This window comes from Desulfosoma sp. (assembly GCF_052743555.1).
Genome location: NZ_JBRAHS010000001.1, coordinates 247464 through 271805, shown reverse-complemented (window position 1 = coordinate 271805; position 24342 = coordinate 247464). Strand labels below are relative to the sequence as shown.

Annotated in this window: 22 protein-coding genes and 4 pseudogenes; 17 read left to right on the top strand and 9 right to left on the bottom strand. The window is 55.8% G+C overall.

The window, feature by feature from the left end; all coding sequences use genetic code 11:
* Positions 1-4 precede the first annotated feature (4 nt).
* From ACUVSA_RS01265 to ACUVSA_RS01195, 15 genes and pseudogenes are all read left to right on the top strand, one after another.
* Entirely contained in the window at positions 5-415 is a 411-nt protein-coding gene (locus tag ACUVSA_RS01265; RefSeq protein WP_445893484.1) for an ExbD/TolR family protein, read from the top strand.
* Positions 412-1320 carry a TonB family protein gene (locus ACUVSA_RS01260; RefSeq protein ID WP_445891225.1) on the top strand — a complete coding sequence of 303 codons (909 nt, stop codon included), beginning with the start codon at positions 412-414 and terminating at the stop codon, positions 1318-1320. Before ACUVSA_RS01265 ends, ACUVSA_RS01260 begins: the two co-directional genes overlap by 4 nt.
* A 161-nt stretch (positions 1321-1481) precedes the next feature.
* On the top strand, positions 1482-1910 hold the full coding sequence (locus tag ACUVSA_RS01255; RefSeq protein WP_445891226.1) for a DUF3842 family protein: 429 nt from the start codon (positions 1482-1484) through the stop codon (positions 1908-1910).
* Positions 1903-2091: a CooT family nickel-binding protein gene (locus tag ACUVSA_RS01250; RefSeq protein ID WP_445891227.1), complete on the top strand. Its 189-nt coding sequence runs from the start codon at positions 1903-1905 to the stop codon at positions 2089-2091. The genes ACUVSA_RS01255 and ACUVSA_RS01250 overlap by 8 nt, the downstream gene beginning before the upstream one ends.
* Positions 2092-2170: 79 nt before the next feature.
* Positions 2171-2320 (top strand): hypothetical protein, encoded by a 150-nt coding sequence (locus ACUVSA_RS01245; protein ID WP_445893483.1) that lies wholly within the window; start codon positions 2171-2173, stop codon positions 2318-2320.
* Positions 2321-2535: 215 nt separating this feature from the next.
* Positions 2536-3549 (top strand): FecCD family ABC transporter permease, encoded by a 1014-nt coding sequence (locus tag ACUVSA_RS01240; protein ID WP_445893482.1) that lies wholly within the window; start codon positions 2536-2538, stop codon positions 3547-3549.
* Positions 3546-4298, top strand: a complete 753-nt coding sequence (locus tag ACUVSA_RS01235) for an ABC transporter ATP-binding protein (RefSeq protein ID WP_445893481.1) — start codon at positions 3546-3548, stop codon at positions 4296-4298. The genes ACUVSA_RS01240 and ACUVSA_RS01235 overlap by 4 nt, the downstream gene beginning before the upstream one ends.
* Before the next feature lie 93 nt (positions 4299-4391).
* Complete coding sequence (locus tag ACUVSA_RS01230) at positions 4392-5489, top strand: iron ABC transporter substrate-binding protein (protein WP_445893480.1); 1098 nt, start codon at positions 4392-4394, stop codon at positions 5487-5489.
* 159 nt (positions 5490-5648) lie between these two features.
* A complete protein-coding gene (locus tag ACUVSA_RS01225; protein WP_445893479.1) occupies positions 5649-7937 on the top strand; it encodes a TonB-dependent receptor in 2289 nt (762 codons plus the stop codon).
* Positions 7938-8003: 66 nt separating this feature from the next.
* Positions 8004-8633, top strand: coding sequence for an FmdE family protein (locus ACUVSA_RS01220; protein ID WP_445893478.1), 630 nt, complete (start codon positions 8004-8006; stop codon positions 8631-8633).
* Positions 8634-8684: 51 nt separating this feature from the next.
* Positions 8685-9788: a TonB-dependent receptor gene (locus ACUVSA_RS01215; RefSeq protein WP_445893477.1), complete on the top strand. Its 1104-nt coding sequence runs from the start codon at positions 8685-8687 to the stop codon at positions 9786-9788.
* Positions 9789-9799: 11 nt separating this feature from the next.
* Positions 9800-10480 (top strand): annotated as a pseudogene (locus ACUVSA_RS01210) (TonB-dependent receptor domain-containing protein).
* A gap of 173 nt (positions 10481-10653) precedes the next feature.
* The gene (locus ACUVSA_RS01205; RefSeq protein WP_445893476.1) at positions 10654-11250 is read left to right on the top strand and encodes a class I SAM-dependent methyltransferase; all 597 of its coding nucleotides are present in this window, start codon (positions 10654-10656) and stop codon (positions 11248-11250) included.
* 307 nt (positions 11251-11557) lie between these two features.
* Positions 11558-12394 (top strand): ABC transporter ATP-binding protein, encoded by an 837-nt coding sequence (locus tag ACUVSA_RS01200; RefSeq protein ID WP_445891236.1) that lies wholly within the window; start codon positions 11558-11560, stop codon positions 12392-12394.
* On the top strand, positions 12391-13128 hold the full coding sequence (locus ACUVSA_RS01195) for an ABC transporter permease (protein WP_445893475.1): 738 nt from the start codon (positions 12391-12393) through the stop codon (positions 13126-13128). Before ACUVSA_RS01200 ends, ACUVSA_RS01195 begins: the two co-directional genes overlap by 4 nt.
* A gap of 285 nt (positions 13129-13413) precedes the next feature.
* Here ACUVSA_RS01195 and selB read toward each other — a convergent pair whose 3' ends face one another.
* The 4 genes and pseudogenes from selB to ACUVSA_RS01175 all read right to left on the bottom strand — a co-directional run.
* Positions 13414-15387, bottom strand: coding sequence for a selenocysteine-specific translation elongation factor (selB, locus tag ACUVSA_RS01190; protein WP_445893474.1), 1974 nt, complete (start codon positions 15385-15387; stop codon positions 13414-13416).
* Between the two features lie 34 nt (positions 15388-15421).
* Complete coding sequence (locus ACUVSA_RS01185) at positions 15422-15997, bottom strand: hypothetical protein (RefSeq protein ID WP_445893473.1); 576 nt, start codon at positions 15995-15997, stop codon at positions 15422-15424.
* 92 nt (positions 15998-16089) lie between these two features.
* On the bottom strand, positions 16090-16422 hold the full coding sequence (locus ACUVSA_RS01180) for a hydrogenase iron-sulfur subunit (RefSeq protein WP_445893472.1): 333 nt from the start codon (positions 16420-16422) through the stop codon (positions 16090-16092).
* A gap of 28 nt (positions 16423-16450) precedes the next feature.
* Positions 16451-16537, bottom strand: a pseudogene (locus tag ACUVSA_RS01175) (hypothetical protein); the annotation flags it as partial.
* A gap of 343 nt (positions 16538-16880) precedes the next feature.
* Between ACUVSA_RS01175 and ACUVSA_RS01170 the strand changes: the two are divergent.
* The gene (locus ACUVSA_RS01170) at positions 16881-17609 is read left to right on the top strand and encodes an amino acid ABC transporter ATP-binding protein (protein ID WP_445893528.1); all 729 of its coding nucleotides are present in this window, start codon (positions 16881-16883) and stop codon (positions 17607-17609) included.
* An 81-nt stretch (positions 17610-17690) separates the two neighbouring features.
* Entirely contained in the window at positions 17691-18764 is a 1074-nt protein-coding gene (locus ACUVSA_RS01165) for a branched-chain amino acid aminotransferase (RefSeq protein ID WP_445893471.1), read from the top strand.
* Positions 18765-19284: 520 nt separating this feature from the next.
* Here the strand turns inward: ACUVSA_RS01165 and serA are convergent.
* From serA to ACUVSA_RS01140, 5 genes and pseudogenes are all read right to left on the bottom strand, one after another.
* Positions 19285-20865, bottom strand: coding sequence for a phosphoglycerate dehydrogenase (gene serA, locus ACUVSA_RS01160; protein ID WP_445893470.1), 1581 nt, complete (start codon positions 20863-20865; stop codon positions 19285-19287).
* Positions 20866-20882: 17 nt separating this feature from the next.
* Positions 20883-21602 (bottom strand): ABC transporter ATP-binding protein, encoded by a 720-nt coding sequence (locus ACUVSA_RS01155; protein ID WP_445893469.1) that lies wholly within the window; start codon positions 21600-21602, stop codon positions 20883-20885.
* Positions 21595-22371 carry an ABC transporter ATP-binding protein gene (locus ACUVSA_RS01150; protein ID WP_445893468.1) on the bottom strand — a complete coding sequence of 259 codons (777 nt, stop codon included), beginning with the start codon at positions 22369-22371 and terminating at the stop codon, positions 21595-21597. Before ACUVSA_RS01150 ends, ACUVSA_RS01155 begins: the two co-directional genes overlap by 8 nt.
* Positions 22372-23395, bottom strand: a pseudogene (locus tag ACUVSA_RS01145) (branched-chain amino acid ABC transporter permease). It lies immediately after the preceding gene.
* Between the two features lie 15 nt (positions 23396-23410).
* Positions 23411-24337 (bottom strand): annotated as a pseudogene (locus tag ACUVSA_RS01140) (branched-chain amino acid ABC transporter permease).
* Positions 24338-24342: the final 5 nt, after the last annotated feature.

The following is a 24342-nucleotide window of genomic DNA, read 5'->3' as shown; positions in this document are numbered from 1 at the left end:
AGGTATGCTCGTTCACCGTCGTAAAAGACCACGCTACGGTGTTCAAACGCCGCTTACGTCTCTGATCGATATCGTGTTTCTCTTGTTGATCTATTTTCTGCTCACCACCAATTTTCTCACTGAGGAAGGCATTCGCGTGCAGTTGCCTCAGGCTGTCTCCACGGTTCAACAAGAGGATCAGGAACTCATTGTCACCCTGAGCCCCGAAGGGGATGTGTATCTTGGAGCCAAGGCGCTGTCTTTAGAGGATCTTTTGGTCATCGTGCATCAGCGACTGGAAGCCGACCCCCAAACCGCTGTGGTGCTTAAGGCCGACAGGTCGCTGGTTCTCGATCGAGTGGTTCAGGTGATGGACACCATCAAGGCGGCCGGAGCGGCACGGCTGCGCCTGGCCACGGAGAGGCCGTCGCCATGAAAGATCCTTATGCCCTTTCCCTGCAGATTCATGCTCAAGCGGTGTCGAACGGCGCCGCGTGGAAATCGTCAACGTCATTGGCGGCGGCAGAACGCGTCGAATCCAGGACATGCCGTTCAGGGACAATGGCTCTGGAAGTCCAGGGACTAGCGAAGCGCCCATCTCGTGGGCTTTTCGGAATGTTTCTGGTCTTTTCGGCGCTTCTTCACGGATTGCTCCTTGCCGGAAACCCCCACTGGTTTCGGGAGAAGCCTCTTCAGGTGATTGATTTGGATCTGTTGCCCCTGGCGCCGTCACAACCGCCGTCCAAGGGAGAAGAATTGAAGCCGCTAGAGCCGGCACCTTCGCTGGCCATGCCTGACGTCAAACCCCAGCCAAGGGAGGAACCCAAAGCGCCTGAGCCTTTGCCCGAGCCCAAGCCTGTGCAGCGCGCTGAGGTTCAGGAAAAGGTCAAAAAACCCAAATCGAAGCCGGTGCCGCCTCGAACTATTCCATCCGAAGCGCAGAGTCCTGCACCGGCTGTCAATGAGGCGCCTTTAGCGGGTTCCGCACCCACAGCGTCTTTGGGCCGGCCTGATGCACCACCGGGTCCCGCCGTGACCCCGGGATCGGAGGATGCCGTGAAGCACTTTTTGGCTCAGGTGCGCCAGCGCATTGACCGCTACAAACATTATCCGTACGTTGCCAGGCGTCGCCAGATGGAAGGTCGGGTGACGGTGCGTTTCGTCATTCGCCCGGACGGCACCGTCGAGAATCTGGAGGTGGTCAAGAGATCTTCGTCGAATCTTTTGGATGAAGCAGCCGTCAAAGCCGTCAGAGACGCCTCGCCCTTTCCGGGTTTTCCTCGGGAAATCTTAGGCCGCCCTTTGGCGGTGGAAATCGGGCTGGTTTTTGAACTGATATGAAAAACGCCCATGGCTGCGCGCGCTCGCAACAGGTGTATGACCTCGTATCGAGTTCCCGGACGGCTCAAGCTTCAGGCGGATCGAGGCTGACATGCAGAGATCCTAATGGAAGGTTCTTTAAAGCTCTGGAACGCCAAGAAATTGGAAAGCGAGTCTCTTGAATGTCCACAAAAACAATCTGTGTTATTGATGGTCAAGGCGGTGGCATCGGCGCCGCCGTCATCAAGGCTCTCAAGGCGGCTTTTGGTGAGAGCGTGGAGGTTATTGCTCTGGGAACCAACGCCATTGCCACCTCACAGATGCTCAAAGCCGGAGCCAACCGAGGAGCCACGGGAGAGAGCGCCATTTGCTGGACGCTGGCCATGGCCGACTGCGTCGTCGGTCCCATTGCGGTCACCTGGGCGCACAGCATGCTGGGAGAGGTGACCCCAAAAATCGCGGAAGCCGTAGCGTCATGCCGCGCGTTGAAGGTGCTCATTCCCTTGAGTCAAGAGAAGGTGGAAATCGTGGGGGTGGCCAAGGAGCCCCTGCCTCACCTGGTGCAAGCCGCGGTGGAGGGAAAAATCAAGGAGGTGATTCACGATGTGTGAGGCCAATGCTTATATGATCAAAGACGGACAAGAAGAGCTCATCATGGAATCCGTGGATATCGTGGAGCCGCAAAGCGAGGACACCTGGCGGCTCGTGGGGATTTTTGGCGACCGCAAGACGATTAAGGGACGGATCAAGCTCATGAATTTGGTGGACCACAAAATCCTTTTTGAAGCCTAAGATCTGGAGGACCCGCGTTTTATGGCGCCGCTTGCTGGGAAGGGCGTTTGAAGACCTGGCTTGACATGACAGTGTTGGCATGGCGCCCCTTTTTCTCAGAGACGGCGGTTCGACGCCGATGCGGGACAAGCGCAAAGAGCGTTTTCGCGGTGCGCGGATTCACGCCTCGGTGAGCGAACCGTTACAGAAAGGAAAACAGCAGGTCAGAAGCCTGTGCATTGTGGCGTAAAGGCCCTTTGAAACGACGCCAAGGGCCCGTGGTGAAGGGCTTCTTCGAAGCTGGAACCTTTGATTCGTCGCCTGCCCTGAGGGGCATTGGCGATTCCGTAAGAACATTCCGATACAAAAAAGGGGGCCACGAAGGCTGCCGTAAACCTTAAGAGTGCTCGGTGCCTCGAGTGCCCTTTTTGCGTTTCAGAGCAAACCCTTTGAAGAGTCGGGTGCATGACCCAAGGAATTGCGGAAAACTTTTGGCGCAAGGCAAAAAAGAAGCAAAAGCTTTTCTTGTCGCTGCTCAGCGCTACAGCCGTTTTGGCGGTTGTGGCGGTGAGCTTCGGCACGTATCCCATAAAGCTTGTGCATATGATACAGTCCCTTTTTCGGCTTGTGGACGACACGAGCTCCTTGGTGGTGTGGAATATTCGGCTTCCTCGCATCGCCGCCAGTCTTTCCTGCGGTTCAGGTTTAGCCCTGGCAGGCCTTTTTATTCAGACTCTTTTGAGAAACCCTCTGGGATCTCCATCCACACTGGGGATCAGTCAAGGGGCGGCCTTTGGGGCGTCGTGCGTCATCATTGTGTTTCACGCCAGCCCAATCTGGACGGCCGTGGCAGCCTTTGCGGGGGCTTTGGGAGCCACCATGCTCATTGTCGTTTTGGGAAGGTTTCGAGGTCTGACGCCCGAGGCCGTCATTTTGGCCGGTGTGGCCTTGTCATCGTTGTTCGGCGCGGCAACGGTGTTGCTGCAGGTCCTGAGCGATGAGACCAGGTTGGCCATGGCGGTGGCGTGGAGCTTCGGCGACGTGGGGCGATCCAATTGGGTGCAGATTTCCTGGCTCAGTGTGGCTGTGATCGGCCTGTGGATCTTGGGCTTTGTGTGGCGTTGGCACCTTAATGCTTTGGACATGGGAGAAGAACCAGCCAAGACTCTAGGCATTTCCGTGGAAGCGCTCCGGTGGCAAGGCCTTATCGTCGCCGCTTTGGTGGCGGCTCTAGCCACGGCCTTTCACGGTGTGATTGCTTTTGTGGGTCTCATAGCGCCGCACGCGGCACGGCGCATCATCGGGGCCGACCATCGATTTCTGGTTCCCGTTGCCGCGGTGTTGGGGGCGGCTCTTTTGCTCCTTGCCGACACATGTTCTCGATTGGTCCTAGGGACGGGATCGTTTCCCGTCGGGGTTGTCACCTCCTTTCTTGGTGCCCCCCTGTTTCTCTACCTTTTACTGAAAAAGCGGCCATGATCCTCTCTGTCTTGGACATTGCATTTCGATACAACAGCCATGCCGTCCTGGAAGGGGTCCGTTTTGATGTCCAACCGGGTGAGGTGGTGGCGGTCTGCGGCACCAATGGTGCTGGAAAATCCACTTTGCTGCGATGCCTCAACGGCGTGCTGAAGCCGCAGGTCGGGTCTGTGCTTCTGGCGGGCGAGGACCTACGACTTTTGGGGCTCAAGGGTGTTGCACGATCCGTGGCCTCCGTCCCCCAAAAGGGCTCAGACTCCAGCCTGACCGTCTTTGAAGTGGTTCTCTTGGGCGTTCTTCCGCACCGGCGTTGGGGGCCGACTCGAAAAGACGTTCACGCGGTGGAAGGCATTCTTACGGCCATGGATTTGACCGGCTTGGCTCATCGGCCTTTTTCCACCCTGAGCGGCGGTGAAGCGCAAAAAGTCCTTTTGGCTAAAGCTTTGGCCCAAAAACCGAAGGTTTTGCTGCTGGACGAGCCGACGAATCATCTGGATTTGAAAAACCAAATGGACATGATGCGTTTGGTGTGCCGCATCAGCCGACAAGAATCCCTGGCGGTGGTGGCGGCTATTCACGATCTCAACATGGCCTTGCGGTTTTGTGACCGTCTGCTTTTTTTGAAAAACGGGCGCATCGAAACAGCGGTGCGCCCCAGTGAGGTATCGGCGGAAATCGTTCACCGTATTTACGGCGTCGAGGTGCGCGTGTGCCAGATTGATGACATCCCCGTGGTGGTGCCGAGGTAGTCGAGCGGTTTTTTCAAGGCGTCCATTTCCTAAAACATGGGCAACATGATCGAACATGGCCGCCGAACACAGAAGAAAGGGAGGGGAGGGATAATGAAAGCGTTTGCACGCGTGCTCTTCATGGCCCTGAGCCTGGTGGCATGTAGCTCTTTGGCGTCGGGTTTTTCCGTCACGGACATGGCGGGGCGCACGGTGAATTTTTCCAAGCCTCCTCGTAGAGTCGTCTGTGTGGGTCCAGGGGCGTTGCGTTTAATCGTTTACCTGCAGGCTCAAGACCTGGTGGTGGGTGTTGAAGGCATTGAAAAAACCCGAGCCTCTGGACGACCTTACCGCATGGCGCACCCCGAGCTGGCGCAGCGACCCTTGATCGGCCCGGGTGGTCCTACAAGCATCAACGCCAAACCGGATCTAGAGCCGTTATTGGCTGTAAAACCCGATGTGCTTTTTGTCACTTACATGGACAGGGCGTTGGCCGATGAGGTGAGCCGCCTTGCGGGGATTCCTGTGGTGGTGTTGAGCTACGGGCGGTTTGCTTCTTTTGATGTGGAAATTCTCCAATCGCTGGCCGTGGCGGCGACGGTGCTGGACCGTCAGGAGAGAGCTCGTGAGCTCAGCCGTTTTGTGGAAGAGCTTCGCGACGATCTTTGGCGCCGCACCGGGAATGTGCCCAAACCCCAAAGGCCTCGAGCCTATGTGGGAGGCATCGGCTACAAGGGCGCCTATGGCATCGAAAGCACGGAAATTTATTATGTGCCTTTTCTATGGAACCACGTCACCCATGCGGCCGCTTCCATTCCCAGCCGCCTCGGAAGCCATATCTTTTTGGACAAGGAACAGCTTCTGGCCCTGAACCCGGAGGTCATATTTATCGACGGAGGGGGGTTGCACCTTGTGGAAGAGGATGCTCGAAAGCATTCTGCATTTTATACCCAGTTGAAGGCTGTACAAGAGGAGCGCGTGTACCGATTGTATCCTTTCAACGCCTATGCCACCAACGTGGAATCCGCCTTGGTGGACGCGGTGGCCGTCGGGAAAGTGCTGTATCCGTCAACATTTGCTGATGTGGACCTTCGCGAGGCGGCAGATCGGATTTACACCACCTTTGTGGGGCGATCCGTTTACCCGGAAATGGAACAGCTTTATGGCCCCCTCGCAGGGACTGTCCAGTTGGGAACACAATCCGGGCGGTAAAATTCAGGCCTTCGAAAGCTTTGTTTGGAACGATGTGGACAATGGATTGAATAAAAAGTTTACAGGTCAGAGATACGGAAAACACGGGGCCAAGGAACCCGGCGGTTGTGCTGAAGCGCGCCCATGCAAATAACATTTCACATCGAGGAGGAGGGTTCCATGAACGCGAAACAAATTCAATGGTTTAAGGGTAGTGCGGAGAAAGCTCAAGGAAAGGACGTGGGAAAGCCGCGGAGGGCGCGGCACCTATGGATCGCCGTTCTCGCTGCGTTTATTCTACCCACACCGAGTTTTTCGGCGGAGCCCAGTGGATCTGAGGAAAAGAAAGTCCAAGACATCGTCGTGCAGGCGGAAAAGATTTTAACGCCAACGCGCCAAGCGGATGAGACCGTTTACACCGGAACGGCCGTCACCAGAAAGGGCATCGAGGCGCAGGGACCTCGAGCATCCACCAGCGTTTATGAAACGTTGCGCATTCTTCCCGGCGTCCAGGTGGAAAGCCCGGATCCCTTTGGATTGGCCGCGGAACAGCAGAGCATTCGGGTTCGCGGCGTCCGTGGCTACCTGGGAGCGCTCACGGTGGAAGGCATTCCCAACTACGGTGGCAACCCCATTGGCCCGCGCGATTACATCTACGACATGATGAATGTCGAGTCTTTATCTGTCTACAAGGGTGCGGTGCCCGGCGACATCGGCACGGGCGTGGGATCCCGCGGTGGCGCCCTGTGGTTGCAACCGCGATGGCCGCAAGACGAATTCGGTGTGCGACTGGGCCAGAGTTTCGGCTCCCACAGCTACACGCGCACCGAGACGCGGGTGGATTCCGGAAGACTTGGGCCCACGAGCACCAAGCTAAGCGCTTCCTATTCCTACACGGAGGTGGACAAGTGGAAGGGGCCGGGAAAAGTGGGCCCACGTAACAACGCCAACTTTATGGTGGACCAAGATGTGGGCCAGTGGCTGAATGCCAAATTGTGGATCAATATGAACGACTTGGACCAGAACTTGTATCGGCCTCTCACCTACCAACAAACCCGAAACCTGTCGGATACGTACAACAAAGATTACAACTCTGTCCGTACGGGATCGGCTGCTAAGGACATTTACTATTACGATTATAATAAAGGAAACTATAATAACAGCGATGTGTTTGCTGTTTTGACCATTAAGCCTTGGGAGCATGTACATTTTATCTTGAAACCCTATTATTCTGACGAAGATACGGAAATTTTTCAAGGTACAACGACTCGTGGAGGCATCATTCAAAAAAGATATCGGGATATTGATCGAACAGGCATCATCGGAGAAGTGCGGGGAACCTTGGAGCCTTTTTCCGCAGTTTTGGGCTATCTTTACGAAGAGTCGGACATGCAGATCTCATCGAGCAATTATGGCATCTCCGGAATGAACTTAGTCTACCAAGGAGTAGGAGTCGCCGCCACCACAGGGACGACTTATAATCACAGCCCTTATCTAAAAATTTCGGGCTCGCACGGACCTTTCGACTGGCAAGGGGGGCTGAAGTATTTTCGCTTTGAAGATTCCGACAGCCAGGGCTACACCACGCCGCCCCCCAGGTACGTTCCAGTACCGGCTCCCGATCTCGACCGAAAAGGGCGTACTTACGATATCTGGCTTCCCACGGCGGGTGTTGGATATCGCTTCCGTCCAGATTTTTCCGTATACGCCAGCTACGGCAAAAACTTTATTCGTCCCTATGCCTACATGCCTTTGATCAGTTTATATAGTGCCAACCGATCCACCTTTCGGGCTGCCGGTGTCAGCCTCGATGATCTTTTTCAGGGTTACGACATGGAAAAGTCCGAAAATGTGGACGTGGGATTTCGGTGGAATACGGCCTGGTTTGAGTTGGCTCCCACGGTTTTTTACGCCAAACACAAAGACCTGCTCACCACCGTCTATGACCCGCGAGTTCGTCTAAGTTATCAGCAAAACATCGGCGAAGCCTCAGGTTACGGTCTGGATGTAGAAGCCAATGTTTTTCTCATGAAAAATCTCACCCTGTTCGTCAATCCGTCGTACACTGTGCTCGAATATGATAAAGATATCACCTACCAGAACAAAACCTTTGATGTGGAAGGTGAGCAGGTCGTGGACACGCCGAAAATAATGATGCGAGCCGGCATGCTCTATAAATTCAAAGATCTTGAGCTTATTCCATCGGTGCGTTTTTCAGGAAAGCGCTATGGAGACATTCAACACAACGAAAAGATCGATTCCTACGCCGTTGTGGATTTTGGGGCAAGATACCAACTAACAAATTTTCTGTTCAACAACACTCTGAAAATATCACTTGATATCTATAATCTCTTGAACAAAAGATATGTGTCTTTGATAAATGTATCGGACGACAGCCGAGGCGGCGCAGCCAGCTACTACGCCGGCTCACCGTTTACAGCCATTGTCTCTGCGACGCTGGAGTTTTAGTCCCACGATAAAAAGGCAGGCTTCACGTTAAGGGTGAAGCCCTGCCTAAAGTGAGAGGGATCTGAAATGGCTTCATGGTTGACTTTGACATCGAGGCAGGAGGCGTGGCATCGGTGTGCGGTGTTTCACGGGCATGTGTGTCCTGGGTTGGCTTTGGGCTTTGTTGCGAGCGATTTAGCCATGGCAAAGCTTCTGGCCTCGCGCGCCGAAGATGAAGAATTGGTGGCCGTCGTGGAAAACGATGCCTGTTTTGCGGATGCAGTGCAGGTGCTCACGGGGTGCACTTTTGGCAAAGGCAATTTCATCCATCGAGACTACGGAAAGATTGCCGTCACCCTTTTCAGCCGTCGCGAAAACCGCGGCGTTCGCGTGTCTTTGAAAGCGGATGCCCTTGGCCGGAATGCAGAACATGCGAGGCTTTTGGAAAAGGTCTTAAAGGGTCAAGCGGATGCCGAAGGGACGGCCCGGTTTCATGAGCTTCATCGGCAGCGCACAGAAGACATATTGCAGATGGATCCCGAGGTTCTGTTTCTGGTGACCTCTGTGGAAGGGCCTGTGCCGGAGCGGGCACGTATGGAACCGTCCCAGCCGTGTTCGGCGTGCGGAGAACCGACCATGCCCAGCAAGATGGTGCAAAAGCCCTTGGGGCCGTTATGTCGTTCCTGCGCCGAGAAGGAGTCCTCAGGGATTTGTTGAGGGAGGCAAAATCAGGAAAAAAGTAGCCGTCGATATACCCTCTGGGTCGTTGTGCTTTGGAGCGTCGTGCTTTTGATGATGGACCCGGTCCGCGCCAAGGAAGAGCCAGTGGAGCGAACCGTTCTTGAGGCTGTGCACGTGGTTGCGGCTCCGATCATCGAAGCAAATCCGGTGGATGCCTTTGCGGCGCAGAAAACCCTACTCACCCAGGAGCAGATGGAGGACTTGAACGCCCATGACCTGCAGACGGCCCTGCGTCGAACTCCCGGTGTGACCATTTCCCGATACAACCCTGTCGGATCCTTTGGTGGGGCGACGGGAGGGGCTATATTCATTCGAGGGCTTGGTTCAAGCCGCCCCGGCGCCGAAATCAAGACCTTTTTTGACGGAATTCCCGTTTATATGAGTATTTGGAATCATCCTTTATTAGACCTATTACCCATCGATCCGGCACAGACCGTAGAGGTCTATAAGAGTCCGCAGCGGCACCTTTTCGGGAACGCCTTTGGGGTGGTGAACCTGGTACCCAAGACGGCCCCACAGGAAGGTTTTGAAGCCACCCTGAGGGCCGCCTATGGAAGCTACGGCACTTTGCTGGTTCGAGGAGAAAACGGAGGCAGTGAGGCACCCTGGAGTTACGTGGTGAGCGGAGCGTATCAGCGCTCCGACGGCCACCGCGACAATGCCGACGGAGCCCTCGGAAATCTCTACGGCCGCGTTGGCTGGCACCTCAACCCTCACTGGAAGGTTTATGCCTTAACCTTGTGGAACGACAATTACGCAGACGATCTAGAAGCCAAAGGGGTTTCACCGAATCGGCGCCAAGGACGCTATGAAACGCGTCTTTGGCTCTTTTCCGCGGCTATGACCAACGAATGCGAAAAGGCTTCGGGTTTCTTCAAAATTTACCGAAGCGGTGGCGAGGGGGACTGGTTAGACCAGCCCTCGTCCACAGCCAGAGTTCGCGAAGATTTGTTCAACGATTTTTTGTTTTACGGCTTCAAAGCCCGCGAGCGTTTTGCGTTGTGGCCGGGAGGAGAAATCGTCACAGGGCTGGATTGGGATCGCACCAAAGGGACTACACGGCTAAGTTCACCAATGGGCAGAAAGATGTATGGGACGGGCATGATTTCACCCTGCTTTCGCCATACGTAGCGGTCAGCCACATGTTTGGGAATGCTGAAGGATTTTATCTCACTCCGTCGGTCGGGGTGCGTTTCTACGATCACACCGATTTCGACGCTCAGTGGGGCCCTCATGCGGGCTTGGTTCTAGGGTATCGGGATACAGCCTTGCATGCGGGGTATGCTCGAGGTGTCTTGTATCCCGGGTTGGACGTTGTGGTTTTTTCTCAAAAGGTGATTCCTGCCTTAGGAGACTCATGGAAAGATCTCGATGCCGAAGTGCTGGACCATTTCGAGGTAGGTCTTCAACATCGTTGGAGTCGCTGGCTCTCCTTAGATGTCACGGCTTTTCGGGACCGTAGATCCGATCGCTATGTGGTGGTGCCTCTACCTCCATTTCCGCCCATTTACGACAATGTGGAAGACCACACGTTGAAAAGTCTGGAAGCGACGGCCACGATCTAACCCACGGACCGCTTGGCCATGTTCCTGGGAGGGACTCTGTTGGATGCCGACCCAAAGGATTTGCCCTACACGCCTGAGTGGACCCTGAGCGCCGGCATCAATTGGCGTTTTCTGGACCGCTGGACGCTTAGCCTTGACGGGGAAAGGGTGAGTGCTATGACCGTTCGTGAGCAGGCGCGACGCGCGGGCGCCACCAACACACAAAAAGTGGATGCCTATCTTTTGTTGAACGGCAAGTTGAGCTACCATTTTCCTTAGCCTTATAGGGCAGGGGACGCCACAGTCTACGTGGCCGTAGAAAATATTTTCGATGAAGACTACGAATATCTGCCCGGGTATCCCATGCCCGGGACCAGTGTGATGGTGGGCGCAAAGTTCGCGTTTTGAAAAGAGATCGAATATCCAAGAACTGGGGGCGTCAAGGATGCACAATGACGGGCAGTAAAGAATTCTTCGAGTTACGAGCCGCTCGTTGGGAACAAACCTGTTACCCGCCCGAGGTGCGTGCACGCCTTGAGGCGTTTCTTCCGCAATTTGATGTCGCCCCTGGGGAATGGGTGTTGGATGTGGGAACGGGCCCAGGGGTTTTAATTCCCTATGTGCGCCGTCTCCTGGGTCCTGCGGGCCGCATTCTCGCCTTTGATCTGGCTCAAGCCATGACTGTGGAGGCGGCCAAAAAATGCGCCGCACCGTGGGGAATGGCGTTGCAAGCGGACGTGCATGCCATTCCCTTTCGTAGCGGCGCCTTTGACCGCGTGCTGTGTTTTGCGGCCTTTCCCCACTTCAAAGATCCTCCTCAAGCTCTACGCGAGATGGCTCGGGTTCTTAAGCCCAAGGGAAAGCTCGTTATCGCTCATTTGCTGGGCCGCGAAGAGCTTGCTCGGCATCACGCCACTCATCAGGAGGTGCGCCGGGATGTCTTGCCCGATGCACAGACCATGACCTTCCTGATCACAGCGGCCGGCTTTCATGTGCAGACCCTGGTCGACGAACCCGGTCGCTACCTTCTCAAGGCTGTCCGTCGTTGAGTCATTCCATGGCTGTGGGGAATCTTTGCAAAAGGACACCTTCGGTGTATGGAGCAATCGATGAACCGAGTGGGCTGAGGCGCTTACAGGATGGCCGGGGCCTAAGGAGCCCTCACCGCGGGGGGCGTTTCTCGACCAAGGGCCGATTAGAAAAGATCCGTGGATGATCTAAAAAGGGCCACCGCCCGAGGCAACAGAGCGTGCTCCATGGGCCGGCGTGAAAGAGGGGCCAACTGTTCTTGGAACAGCCTCACTGGGCGACGTTCGGCTTTTGCACAAGCAAGGTTTCGCTGAAAAAGGGTGTGATGTGATCGAGATCGTGGACTTAAAAAAAAACTACAAGAGCGTGCAAGCCCTTAAGGGCATTCGCCTTCGCGTGGCATCCGGCGAACTTTTCGCTTACCTGGGGCCCAACGGAGCGGGCAAGACGACCACCATTCGCATCTTGACGGGACTGACAAGGCCTAGTGGCGGTCAAGCTTATATCGGGGGGTACGATGTAGCCAAGGAACCCATGAAAGCCAAGCGGCATCAGGGTTTGGTGCCGCAACATGTGAATTTGGACGCCGAGCTGACCGTGGAAGAAAACCTTGTGATTCATGGGCGGCTGCACGGCATGAGCCGGGATGATATTCGGCGGCGCATTGAAGAATTGTTGGACTATGTGGCATTGAAGGAAAAGCGTGACAGTCTGGTTAAACGGCTCTCCGGCGGCATGAAGCGGCGTCTCATGATTGCCCGGGCTTTGTTACATCACCCGGTTGTGTTGTTTCTCGATGAGCCCACTGTGGGATTGGATCCTGCCATTCGGCGCCGTATCTGGACCCTTATCAAAAAGATTCAACAAGACGGCGTCACCATTTTTCTTACCACGCACTACATTGAAGAAGCAGAATTTTTAGCCGACCGCGTCGCCTTCATCGATGAAGGATCTATCGTGGCGTTGGACACGCCGCGGCACCTGATGGAGAGCCTGGGCCAGTGGGCCATTGACTCCTACCGTGACAACGCCATGGTGACGCAATATTTTGCCGATCGAGAATCGGCCCGTCGATATGGCGAAGAACATAAGAACGGGTATACGCTTCGCCGGGTGAACCTTGAAGATGCTTTCTTGGCCTATACAGGGAAAAAAGTCTCATGAGTCATGCGTGGCAGGCGGTTTTTTTTCGAGAAATGCTCATCCTTCGCCGGCGTTTTTTTCGTCAAATCTTTTCCTGGTCCGTGGCCCCGCTTCTGTATTTAATTGCCTTCGGCTACGGCATGGGTCGGCACGTCAGCGTGCAAGGGGTGAGTTATGTGGAGTTCCTCATTCCGGGTCTTTTGGCCATGACCAGCATGACGCAAGCCTTTGCCATCGGCAGCGAAATCAATATTGCTCGGTTTTATTGGCATATCTTTGAAGAGTTTCAAGCCGCGCCCATGAGTCATTTGGACTATGTATTGGGGGAAGTCCTGGCTGGATTGTGCCGGGCTGTCCTTGCCGGGCTGGTCATTATCGGTCTTGGAGCCCTTTTCGGTGTTTTTCTTTCGTATAACCTGTACTTTTGGATTGCCTTTGTGCTCAATAGCCTGGTCTTTTCGGCGCTGGCCGTGGCTTTGGCCATGCTGGTGCAGTCCCATGCCGATCAGGCCTTTATGAACAACTTCATCATCACGCCCATGGCCTTTCTTGGCGGCACTTTTTTCCCTTTGGCCCACCTGCCCGAGTGGGCCCAAAAAGTGTTGCAGTTCCTGCCCATCACGCACGCCGCTTCCGCTATGCGGGAAGCCGCCTTTGGCAAGACACCCACTCTTTCCCCCTATGGGATCTTAGCTGGGCTGGGTATAGCGGCCTTTGTGGGCGCCGTGCTGACCGTGGACCGGGCCAAGGATTGAGGTTCTCTTTGAAAACTGATGGCAATGACCTGACAAAGAATTGTGATTGGGATCGCGACCAATTGCCGCATAATGGACCTATAGTTGGCTCTCAAGGCTAAAAGCGTGGGGGAAAGATTTGGGGTAAGCCAGTCTGGCCTCTCTGCGGTCGCCGCTCACGTGAAAAATTCAAAGGCCTCCTTCGGGCGGCGCTCCGCCCTTCTTTTCGCTGGATTTTGGAGCCGTTCCGAAAGGGCCGACCATAACAGTCCGTTTTCAGCGAAATCTTTGGGATACCTAGGACTTTTAGGAATTTGACGAACCATTGTGACGACGGTGCCGCTCGCTCCAAAAGGCCTGCGCGTATTGGTCTGAAAGAACGCGCCGATCGCCGACGCGCACGGTCATGCCGGTGGAGTCCAGATAATCCAGAATGCTAATGCCACGGGTTCGCCCAAAACCAAACAGTTCCGAACAGTCCGCAACCGTCACTGCCCCGTCACGAAAAATTTTCTCTCGAACCTTTTCTTTGACCTCTTCAAGGGCCTTGCGGGTCATATAGCGCCCATCACGAAGACGGACCAAGATTTTCTGCGCTGTCAGATAATCGACGAGTTTTTGAACCTCCGGCCTAGGGTATCGCTCACCATGCTCGTCGCAAAAAGTGCCCACGGCAAAAGTGCGCCAACCCAATTTGTTGGCGTAATCCAGAATTCTCTGCACCATTTCCTGTTGCCGTCGGGGAAGAGCTGTAACACGGTCGGGAAGCCGGTAAGAGCCCTCCGTCCGTGCGACCATACCGCTTTCGACCAACGCGTCCAGAACATGGGCGCAGACGGTATCGTCCAGGTGCGCATCGACGCGATACCGAATTTCCTGGGCGGTCACGGCGGTCTTCAACGGGTTTTCGGACAAGATTGCCGACAGGGCCTGAAAAACTTCCCGAATTAGGTGGTTGTAGGCGGCTTTTGGAATGTAAAAATCCTGGCCCATGGACACGTAACGATCCTGCCTGCGGGCTTGATCCAGGTGTTCGGCAATGCGTCGGCTCGCAAAACCCGTGGCGCGGGTCATGTCCTGAAGCGTCAGGGCGCGGTTGCCGCTGCGTTGGAAAAGCATATCCAAGGCGCCGGAGACGTCTTCTCGAATGAGGCATTCGAGAAAAGGCACGATCTTGGGTGCTTTGCGTTCCCTGAATTTTTGGCCGGAAATTTCCAAAACGGTTCCGCCTCCCAGCACGGCTTCCAAATCCAAAGAACACATCACGAAGGGATCGCGGGCCAGTGCCGTGACCGGTCTTTCCATTCGAAATTGCACTAGACCGCTCTCTCCAGGGTTGAGGGACTCGCGGTCCATTAGAACGACGAGGGCGTTGTGACATCCCGTTCCCAGATGCATCTTAACCCGCGTGCGGTTGATCAAAGGTTTGACAGCATGTCGGGAAATTTCCAGCTGCGCATTGAGATATAAGGCTGGGGAAGCGTAACCGGGGCTGCTCAAGGCCATACCATGATCGACGGCCTCCAAAGGGACTCCGCGCAGGTTGATTCCGGCCCGCATGCCCGGTTCAACCCTTGGCACCCTTTCGTGGTGCACTTCCAGAAAACGCGCCGTTGTTGTGGTGCGGGTCGGATGGATTTCCACCGGGTCACCTTCGGCTAGTGTGCCGGAAAGAACCGTGCCGGAGACAATGGTGCCGAAGCCCGCCGCCTGGATCACTCGATCGATCCAGAGCCGAAAGACGGGATGGACACAATCCACGGTGACCGCGTCCGCCACCTGCTGCAATTCCATAAGGACGTGGTCAAGACCACGGCGGTTTAGCGCAGAAAAGGGCACCACGGAACAGCCCTCGAGAAACGCGCCCTGCACTAGATCGCGCACTTCCATTTCGGCCAGTTCCAGGGTCTCCTCATCCACCAAATCCGCCTTGCTGAGGACCACCATTCCGGTTTTGGCCCCCATGAACCGGAGGATTTCCAGATGATCTAAGGTCTGAGGCATGATACCGTCATCGGCGGCGACCACGAGAATCGCTGCCGCCACACTGCTCAGACCTCGAATGGTATTCTTTCGAAAATCTTTGTGGCCTGGAACGTCCATCAAGGCCAGACGTCGGCCGCTGGGCAGCACAAGAGGCGCGACGCCGGGTTCAATGGTCAGGCCCCGGCGTTTTTCCTCTTGCAGTCGATCCGTATCCCACCCCGTCAGGGCTCTGACCAGGGAGGTTTTGCCGTGATCCACATGGCCGGCGATGCCGATGGTGCACGTCGAAAGCATAGGCCTCCTCGATGTCTTAAAGCGTAAACGCTCTCTATGCCATGGCTCGAAGATGACGCAGAGCTTGGCCAATGGCTTTGCGAACCACGACGGCGCGCTCCATGCCTTGGCTCCTTCGGTATTCCTCATAACCGGGATGTTTCGGGCAGGGAGCAGGAATTTCCAAAAGAGCTTTGGTCTCATAAATGAATGGATCACAGGCCAAATCCACCAGCGGCTTTTCCATGCGTAGCGACCTTTGCACCCAGGCCAAGCGGGCCATGATTTCACATTGTGCTTGATTCATGAGGTAAAAATACCCGTTAAAAAGGCGACACAGGGTTTCCAGATCTAGAGACTGGCCGTCGTCAGCGTGTCCGAGTTCCTGACACACCATGATCAGGTCGAAGAGCGCTCTTTGCGCGTCCGTATGCTCGGAGGCGAAGCGAAGCAGTACGGAATGGCTAAGATCTTTCCACCGGGTTTTTTCATTCCAAAGAGGGTGCTGCGAAAAATAGCGACGCCACAACCGAAAAGCTGCATGGGCCAGCTTCCGTCTTCTCCAACAGTCAAGGAAGACCACATGATTCACGATGCTCAGCCTGTTGTCAAAGGCTGCTGTTTCGAGCATGTCGCCGAGGTTTTGGCAGCACGACAACTTTCAACCCCATACGATGGCCGTCATGAAGCGGCAGGCCGTGTGGCAAAAAGCCTGACCGTTTCTCAGTCCTTGGAATAGATGGGGCCTAGGGCGCGAAGGCGTTCCGTAATATCGCGGCAGCATTGAGCAAACTGTGGTCCCATGGACGCCGAATTGTAGACGATGCCAACCCTTTCGGGTTCCACGCCGAGCGCTTCAATGAGCTTTTGGACTCGAGCGACGCGTTTGGCGGCCTTGAGATTGCCAGATATATAGTGACATTCTCCAGGAAGACAGCCGGAGACGTAGACGCCGTCGGCTCCTTGCTCTAGAGGCTTGAGCAGATGCAAGACATCCACGCGCCCTGTGCACGGCACCTGAACGATGCGCACGTTCGTAGGGTAAGGAAGCCTCATGGCCCCCCGCCAGATCCGCCGCGGCATAAGAACACCACTGGCAGCAATAAAGGATGATCGTCGGTTCAAAGGTATCGGCAACGGGCGAGGCCAAGCGGATCGCTGTCTCGGTCATAGAGGTCATCCATAAGGGTAATTTTTTCTACTCAACTTGCTTTCTAGGTGGAACTTTTCCATGTGTCAAATAGGTATTTCCGATAAACTGCCGCCTTGGGGTTTGGTTTGTCACGTAAAGCCGATTTCGATTCTTGCCAGAGCGGGCTGTGCTGGCGTAAGGTGGCGGTGCGCGGGCCCGGGAGCGTGTGCTCGAATGCCAATTCGAGCCACATGTGGTCTTGTCACTCATGGAAAATGCGAGGTCGTGAAGGGGCAAGCGAGTTTTCAGACAGGCACCTACGCAACCTACAGGGCCAGCAAGGCGTGAGCATTGTGAAATCCGAGTGGAAAAGCCCATGGCCATGATCCTTTTTCGCGGCGTGAACAAATGGTTCGGCCCGCTGCATGTCTTAAAGGACATCGATTTCACGGTGGAGTCGGGAGAAGTGGTGGTGGTGTGCGGTCCGAGCGGGTCGGGCAAGAGCACCATGATTCGGTGTATCAACAAGTTGGAGCCTATTCAAAAGGGAACCATTGTGGTGGACGGCATGGATCTGAACGATCCCAAGACGGACATCACCAAGTTGCGGGCTGAAATCGGGTTTGTTTTTCAACAGTTTAATCTTTATCCGCACATGACCGCTCTGGAAAACATCATTTTGGCGCCCATGAAGGTGCGCAAGATGCCCAGAAAAGACGCGGAGGCCTTGGCCTTGGAAATTCTGGACAAGGTCGGGATTCGTGAAAAAGCCGATGATTATCCGGCGCAGCTTTCGGGGGGGCAGCAGCAGCGCGTGGCCATCGCTCGAGGGTTGGCCATGCGGCCGAAGATCATGTTGTTTGATGAACCGACGTCGGCGCTGGATCCGGAGATGATCAATGAAGTGCTGGACGTAATGAAGAAGCTGGCTAAGGAAGGCATGACCATGGTGGTGGTGACCCACGAGATGGGTTTTGCCCGGGAAGTAGCTCACCGAGTAGTGTTCATGGATGAGGGGCGTTTGATTGAAAGTGCTCCCCCACAGCAATTCTTTTCCAACCCGCAAAATGAGCGGACGCGGTTGTTCTTGAGCAAGATTCTGACCCATTGAATGGGGCGGCTTTGGGGCAAGGAAGAGCCAAGGGTGAAGGGCGTGCGTAGGCACAATGTGAATTCTTGGGGGGAGGGTTTCATGGAAATTACCATTCAAGCTGTGGCGCCGGACCAGAGAAAAGCTCGGCCGGCGGATGCGGGACTGGTTTTCGGCAAGATCTTCACCGACCATATGTTTTTAATGGATTATAAGGCGCCGGAGGGATGGTCCAACGCGCGCATTGTTCCTTACGGGCCGTTGCCCTTGGATCCCGCAGCCATGGTGCTTCATTACGGCCAAGGCATTTTTGAGGGACTCAAGGCCTACCGATGTGCCGACGGGCGCATTCATCTTTTTCGCCCTCTGGAAAACATGAAGCGTTTTAATAGGTCGGCGCAGCGCCTGTGCATGCCTGAAGTGGACGTGCATTTTCATCTGCAGGCCATTGAAACCCTGGTTCGCCTGGACGCAGACTGGGTGCCTCGCAGCAAGGGGGCTTCGCTCTACATTCGCCCGACCATGATCGCTTCCGAACCGCATTTAGGCGTGCGCCCGGCCACGGAATACCTTCATTATGTGATCACGGGTCCTGTGGGGGCGTACTATCCGGAAGGGTTCAACTCTGTGAAAATTTACGTCACGGACGAGTATGTCCGAGCGGTGCGGGGTGGTGTGGGAGAGGCCAAGACCATGGCCAATTATGCGGCAAGCCTTCGAGCCCAGGAGGTGGCCAAGAAGAAGGGTTACACTCAGGTTCTGTGGCTGGACGCCGTGGAACGTCGCTATGTGGAAGAAGTGGGCACCATGAATATTTTTTTCTTGATAAAAGGCGAGCTGGTGACACCGCCTTTGAGCGGGTCCATTCTTCCCGGCGTCACGAGGGACTCGGTCATTCACCTGGCACAACATTGGGGCCTTACGGTCCACGAGCGACCCATCACCATTGATGAAGTCCTGGATGCCATGGCGACGGGAACCATGAAAGAAATCTTCGGCACAGGCACGGCGGCGGTCATTTCGCCCGTGGGCCAAGTCTGTTACAAGGACAAGACCTACAAAGTGGGTGACGGCGGCGTAGGCGAATGGTCTCAACGTTTTTACGACGAGATCACGGGGATTCAATACGGTGAAAAAGAAGATCCCTTTGGTTGGGTCCATCACGTCGCCTTGTAGGCGCGTGAGTTGGCAAAAAAACGGGGAATGTCTGGGTGCGCCATTCCTCATACCGTATGGCGCACAAAAGCGTGTTCGAGAAAGGCTCCAAGGGTTTATGCGCTCGGATCGAGGATTTCGCGCCCATGCTTTCGGAGGGACGGCCATCCGGCCGTTCGGGAGTTTATGGACCCTTAGAGCGGCCCTTCCGTCGAGTGTGCCGTCCAGTCCGAACGCCGAGATCCGATAATCAAAGTGCGAGAATGTCGTCCCTGCGGTGCAACCTGTGTTCCGGCACCGGTGTCCAAAAACGGCATTCTCGGACAGGCTTTCAGCCCTTGGAGCAAGAGCCGGTCCAAGGTTCCGCGGCGCTTCTGTCGGGAAAATGTCACAAGGGATTTGGCGGAAGGGGGGTTGAATTCCGTTCAGGACGTCGTTAGACTAAGCATAGGTAGGCAGACGGTATGTCGCCTTCTCCTAACCCCTCCTTGGCCTGCCCGGCTACCCCCTCCGGCCGGGCAGGTTCTTTTTTGAGGCCCTATTACAACTTCACCTGTTCCACGGAAAGAATCATCGGACTGGCGCGAAGGGCTTTCAGGGCGTCTTCGGGCGCTTCGGTATCCAGGCGAATGATGGCCACGGCCTTGTCCCTTTCCGGCGTGCGGCTCAAGTGCATGTTGGCGATGTTGACCTGAAAGGCGCCCAGCGTGGTTCCAATGAAGCCGATGACACCCGGAGTGTCCTTGTTTTGAACGATGAGGTTGATGCCTTCCGGTTCAGCTTCCAGCCGATAGGTGTTGAAACGAATGAGACGGATTTCGTTACCGGGAAAAACGGCCCCGGTGGCTGATTTTTTTTGGCCCCTGCTTTCCACGGTGACACGAATAAGGCCCATGTAGCCTCGAGCTTCGGAAGTGCGGGTGGCCGTGAGCCGGATTTTGCGCTCCTGCAACAGCATGGGGGCGTTCACCAGGTTGACCTTTTCGGCCAAAATGGGATCCAAAAGCCCCTTGGCAATGCTCTGCGTGAGAGGATCCAGAGGCAGCTCCTGCAGCTCCGGGCCGCTGTATTCGATGTCCACACGTTCGATAGGGGTGCTCAGTTGGCCATGCAAGTGCCCGAGCCGTTCGGCCAGAATCATATAGGGGCGAATGCGGTCGTATTCCCGGGCGCTGATGGAAGGAAAATTCACGGCATTGCGAGTGATGCCCCGCTTAAGATAATCCAAAATCTGCACCGCGATGGCTCGAGAGACGTTTTCTTGGGCTTGGTAACTGGACGCTCCCAGGTGCGGCGTAAAAATGACGTTGGGTAACGTCAAGAGCGGGCTTCCTTCGGGAGGCTCCTTGGCGAAGACGTCCAAGGCCGCTCCGGCCACATGCCCTGCCACGAGGGCTTCGTACAGGGCCTCTTCGTCGATGAGACCGCCTCGCGCGCAATTAATGATGCGCACACCCTTTTTCATCTTGCTCAGCGTGTCCCGATTAATCAGGTTTCGCGTTTCGGGCGTAAGGGGCGTATGAAGGGTGATGAAGTCTGCGCGGGGCCACATCTCGTCCAGTTCCACCCACTCGGTTCCCAAAATGGCCGCCGTTTCCGGTGTGATGTGCGGGTCGTGGGCCAAGACGTTCATTTTGAATCCCAAGGCCCGATCGGCCACGATGGTGCCGATTTTTCCCAGGCCCACAATGCCTAAGGTCTGTTGATAGAGTTCGGTGCCCATGAAACGTTTCTTGTCCCATCGGCCTTCCCGCATGGACTGCGTTGCCTGGGGCACGTGGCGGGCCAGGGCCAGCATGAGGGCCATGGTGTGTTCCGCCGCCGCCATGGCGTTGGCTCCGGGAGTGTTCATCACCAGGATGCCTCGAGCGCTGGCTGCCGAAACATGAATGTTGTCCACTCCGGTGCCGGCTCGGCCAATGACCCTGAGACGCGGAGCGTTTTCCAGGAAGTCTTCCGTGACTTTGGTGCGGCTGCGCACCACCATGGCCGCGCATTCCGGCAGAAGCTCTCGAATGAGCCCAACACTGGGCTGATCCGGCGCCAGCACTTCCACATCCGGATCGGCACGCAAAATGTCCAAACCCTGAGCATGCAGTCCGTCACAGATAAGGATCTTCATGGTCTTGCTCCCGTGGGTCAGCCCAGATAGGCCTTTTTGATTTCGGGGTTTTGAGCCAGCTTCTGGGCCGGGCCTTCCATAACGATGCGCCCTGTTTCCATGACGTACGCTCGGTGAGCGTAGCGCAGAGCCAAGTGTGCGTTTTGCTCCACCACGAGAATGGTGGTGCCTGTTTCGTTGAGTTCCTTGAGGACGCGAAACAGTTCCTGCATGAGCAGCGGCGAGAGCCCCATGGACGGTTCATCCAGAAGAATCCAACGCACGCCCGACATAAAGGCGCGGCCCATGGCCAGCATCTGCTGTTCCCCGCCGCTCAGTGTGCCCGCCCTTTGGTTTTTCCGGTCGGCCAGTCTGGGAAAAAGGGCGAACACTCGATCCATATCCTTGGCGATGGCCGCTGTGTCTTTGCTGGCGTAAGTGGCGATGCGAAGGTTTTCCATCACGGTCAAGTTGCCGAAGATGTGACGCCCTTCTGGCACCAGGCCGATTCCGTGTTTAGCCACCACCTCATGGGGCGGCACATGGAGCAGATCAATGCCGCGAAAACGCAGACTCCCTTTCGTGACCACGGGCCCTTCTGGAGGCGGAAGGCGCATGATGCCGCATAGGGTGGTCGTCTTGCCGGCGCCGTTGGCACCGAGCAAGGCCACCATTTCCCCTTCACGCACGGTGAAGGAGATGCCGTGCAGGGCCTCGATGTTGCCGTACCGCACGTGCAGATTGGTCACTTCAAGCATGGCTCAGTTCTTCACTCCCCAGGTAAGCCTGAATGACGCGAGGGTTGCGCTGAACGTCCTCAGGCGCTCCATCGGCGATGGTTGCCCCAAAATCCAGGACCTGTACGCGTTCGCAGACGCTCATGACCACCCGCATGTGGTGTTCGATGAGCCAAATGGTCAGTTGAAAGGACTGGCGAATCCAACGAATGGTTTCCACCAACTGATCGATTTCGCCGGGGTTCATGCCAGCGGCTGGTTCATCCAGCAGCAGGAGTTTGGGCTGGCTGGCCAGGGTGCGGCCGATCTCGAGGCGCCGTTGCATGCCGTAGGGGAGATTGCTCGGCAGTTCCTGAGCGTAATGGCGCAGGCCCATGATTTCCAGAAGTTCTTCGGCAGTGCGCCGCACGGAACGTTCTTGACGGATGTAGCGCCCGGTGTGCAGCACGAGGTCCAGCAGCCTATAGCCTAGGCGGAAATGTTGGGCGATACACAGGTTGTCAAAAACGGTGAGGGTGTTCCAAAGGCGAATGTTTTGAAAAGTGCGGGCGATTCCCATGGCGGTGACGGCGTGCGGCCTCAACCCCGTAATGTCCTTGTTTTGAAACAGTATCTGTCCCTCCGTCGGCTTGTAGAATCCGCATACCAAGTTGAACACGGTGGTCTTTCCGGCTCCATTAGGGCCGATCAGCCCCAAGAGCTCTCCGCCCTGCAAGCTGAGGTTGAAATTGGCCACAGCTCGAAGCCCGCCGAAGTCGTGGGTGAGTTTTCGAATGTCTAGGAGCGCCATCTAGGCTTCCTTTTCCGTGGCAAACCAGCGGCGAAGCCTGGGAAAGACGTCTGTGAGTTCCCGGTTGCCGAGGATGCCCTCGGGGCGCAGCAGCATGAGCAGAATGAGAAGAAGCGGAATCACCACCCATTTGATCACCTGAAGGGGTCGCAGCAGCTCCAAAATCAAGGTAAAGGCCACGGCGCTCAGCACCGAGCCGCTTAAGGATCCCATGCCCCCCAGATAGACCATGACCATGACTTCCGTCGATTTCATGATGGTGAAGGTTCCCGGATTGATATAGCCGAGAATGTGCGCAAAGAGGCCTCCAGCAACCCCGGCAAGACCGGAAGAAAGCATAAAAGCCACGACCTTCATGCGCCGCGTGTTCACGCCCATGATTTCCGCGGCGATTTCATCATCGCGAATGGCCACGATGCCTTTGCCGTAGGAAGATGAAACAAGGCGGTGCAGCACCCACACGGTGAGTCCTGTAAAGACGAGAATCCACAGCAAGACCCAAGGAATGTTCCAGACCGCTTCCATGCCTTCGACGACTTTGCGCATGCCCATAAAGCCTCGCGCACCGCCGATGGCTTGAATATTTTCCACTGCACTCTTGACGATGTAGTTGACCGCCAGGGTGATGATGGCCAGATAGTCGCCGCGCGTGCGAAAGGATGGAAACGCCACCAAAAGGCCCGCCAGGGCCGCAGCCACTCCCCCGGCAAGAAGCGTCGCCGGAAAAAGGTACACGGCGGTCGAGGGCGAAAGCAGTGGAGGGCCAAATACCTTGGTGGGAGGTAAACAGCCCCACGTTGAGGATAGAGGCCACGTAGGCGCCCACCGCCATAAACCCCGCATGACCGCAGGAGAATTCTCCCATGTACCCGTTGATGAGATTCAAGGAACTGGAGAGGATGATGTTGATGCCGATGAACATCAGCACGAGTTGCACATAGGGTGTGAGCCATCGAGCCTGACAGATCCAGAGAAGCACGAGGGAAAAGATGGCGTAGAGCCAGAATCCAAGGTAGCGTCGCATGCTCTTGTCCTGCACTCAGATCTTGGTGGCCCGAGCAACCCCAAAAATGCCCGTGGGGCGAAAACTCAAGAACACCAAGAGAATGCTGAAGGCGATGAGATCCCGCAGGGTGGATGGAAAAAAGGCGGCCACGAAAATTTCCACGAAGCCCAGAAGAAATCCGCCCACAAAAGCGCCTCGAATTTCTCCGATACCGCCGATGACGGCAGCGATAAAGGCTTTCCAGCCGATAAGGGCTCCCATGTAGGGTTCCAGGACCGGATAGGCCGAGGCGAAAAGCACGCCACCCAGTGCCGCCATGGATGATCCCAGGATAAAGGTAAAGACGATCACCCGATCCACAGGAATGCCCATGAGGGGCACGGCCATACGGTCATAGGAGATGGCACGCATGGCCATGCCGAGTTTGGTCTTGCGCACGATGGTTTCAAGAAAGAAAAAGACCAGAATCGTGGCCAGAATGACCACGAGCTTGACATTGGTGACGAGCACGCCGGCGACGTCATACACGGTGGCCGGAATGAGAGTGGGAAAGCTGCGTCGGCTGGCGCCCAAGAGGGCCAAGTTGCCGTTTTCCAGAAGCAAGCCGCACATGAGGGCGGTGATGACCACGTAAAGGCGCGGCGCACCACGGGGTCGCAGGGGCCGATAGGCCACCCTTTACAAGGTGACGCCAACGAGCGCGGTCAAAACCATGGTGGCCAAGATGGTGAGAGCAAAAACCGCAGGAGGAGAGAGGGTCGTGGGAAGCTTGAAGGCATAGGCGCCCAATAAGAAGTTGGCGACGAAAAAGCCGATGTACGCCCCCACCATGAAGATATCCCCGTGGGCGAAGTTGATCAAAAGCAGAACGCCATAGACCAAAGTGTAGCCAAGGGCGATCAGGGCGTAGAAACTTCCCCACTGCAAGGCGTTCAGGATGTTTTGCAGAAGCAGGTCCACTGGCT

Excerpts from the sequence above, each read along its gene's own strand:
- ACUVSA_RS01250 (WP_445891227.1), top strand. The coding sequence starts at position 1,903 with ATGTGTGAGGCCAATGCTTATATGATCAAAGACGGACAAGAAGAGCTC.
- ACUVSA_RS01235 (WP_445893481.1), top strand. The coding sequence starts at position 3,546 with ATGATCCTCTCTGTCTTGGACATTGCATTTCGATACAACAGCCATGCC.
- ACUVSA_RS01230 (WP_445893480.1), top strand. The coding sequence starts at position 4,392 with ATGAAAGCGTTTGCACGCGTGCTCTTCATGGCCCTGAGCCTGGTGGCA.
- ACUVSA_RS01225 (WP_445893479.1), top strand. The coding sequence starts at position 5,649 with ATGAACGCGAAACAAATTCAATGGTTTAAGGGTAGTGCGGAGAAAGCT.
- ACUVSA_RS01265 (WP_445893484.1), top strand. The coding sequence starts at position 5 with ATGCTCGTTCACCGTCGTAAAAGACCACGCTACGGTGTTCAAACGCCG.
- selB (WP_445893474.1), bottom strand. The coding sequence starts at position 15,387 with ATGCTTTCGACGTGCACCATCGGCATCGCCGGCCATGTGGATCACGGC.
- ACUVSA_RS01170 (WP_445893528.1), top strand. The coding sequence starts at position 16,881 with ATGATCCTTTTTCGCGGCGTGAACAAATGGTTCGGCCCGCTGCATGTC.
- ACUVSA_RS01240 (WP_445893482.1), top strand. The coding sequence starts at position 2,536 with ATGACCCAAGGAATTGCGGAAAACTTTTGGCGCAAGGCAAAAAAGAAG.
- ACUVSA_RS01180 (WP_445893472.1), bottom strand. The coding sequence starts at position 16,422 with ATGAGGCTTCCTTACCCTACGAACGTGCGCATCGTTCAGGTGCCGTGC.
- ACUVSA_RS01150 (WP_445893468.1), bottom strand. The coding sequence starts at position 22,371 with ATGGCGCTCCTAGACATTCGAAAACTCACCCACGACTTCGGCGGGCTT.
- ACUVSA_RS01195 (WP_445893475.1), top strand. The coding sequence starts at position 12,391 with ATGAGTCATGCGTGGCAGGCGGTTTTTTTTCGAGAAATGCTCATCCTT.
- ACUVSA_RS01260 (WP_445891225.1), top strand. The coding sequence starts at position 412 with ATGAAAGATCCTTATGCCCTTTCCCTGCAGATTCATGCTCAAGCGGTG.
- ACUVSA_RS01185 (WP_445893473.1), bottom strand. The coding sequence starts at position 15,997 with ATGCTCGAAACAGCAGCCTTTGACAACAGGCTGAGCATCGTGAATCAT.
- ACUVSA_RS01255 (WP_445891226.1), top strand. The coding sequence starts at position 1,482 with ATGTCCACAAAAACAATCTGTGTTATTGATGGTCAAGGCGGTGGCATC.
- serA (WP_445893470.1), bottom strand. The coding sequence starts at position 20,865 with ATGAAGATCCTTATCTGTGACGGACTGCATGCTCAGGGTTTGGACATT.
- ACUVSA_RS01220 (WP_445893478.1), top strand. The coding sequence starts at position 8,004 with ATGGCTTCATGGTTGACTTTGACATCGAGGCAGGAGGCGTGGCATCGG.
- ACUVSA_RS01205 (WP_445893476.1), top strand. The coding sequence starts at position 10,654 with ATGACGGGCAGTAAAGAATTCTTCGAGTTACGAGCCGCTCGTTGGGAA.
- ACUVSA_RS01165 (WP_445893471.1), top strand. The coding sequence starts at position 17,691 with ATGGAAATTACCATTCAAGCTGTGGCGCCGGACCAGAGAAAAGCTCGG.
- ACUVSA_RS01155 (WP_445893469.1), bottom strand. The coding sequence starts at position 21,602 with ATGCTTGAAGTGACCAATCTGCACGTGCGGTACGGCAACATCGAGGCC.
- ACUVSA_RS01245 (WP_445893483.1), top strand. The coding sequence starts at position 2,171 with ATGGCGCCCCTTTTTCTCAGAGACGGCGGTTCGACGCCGATGCGGGAC.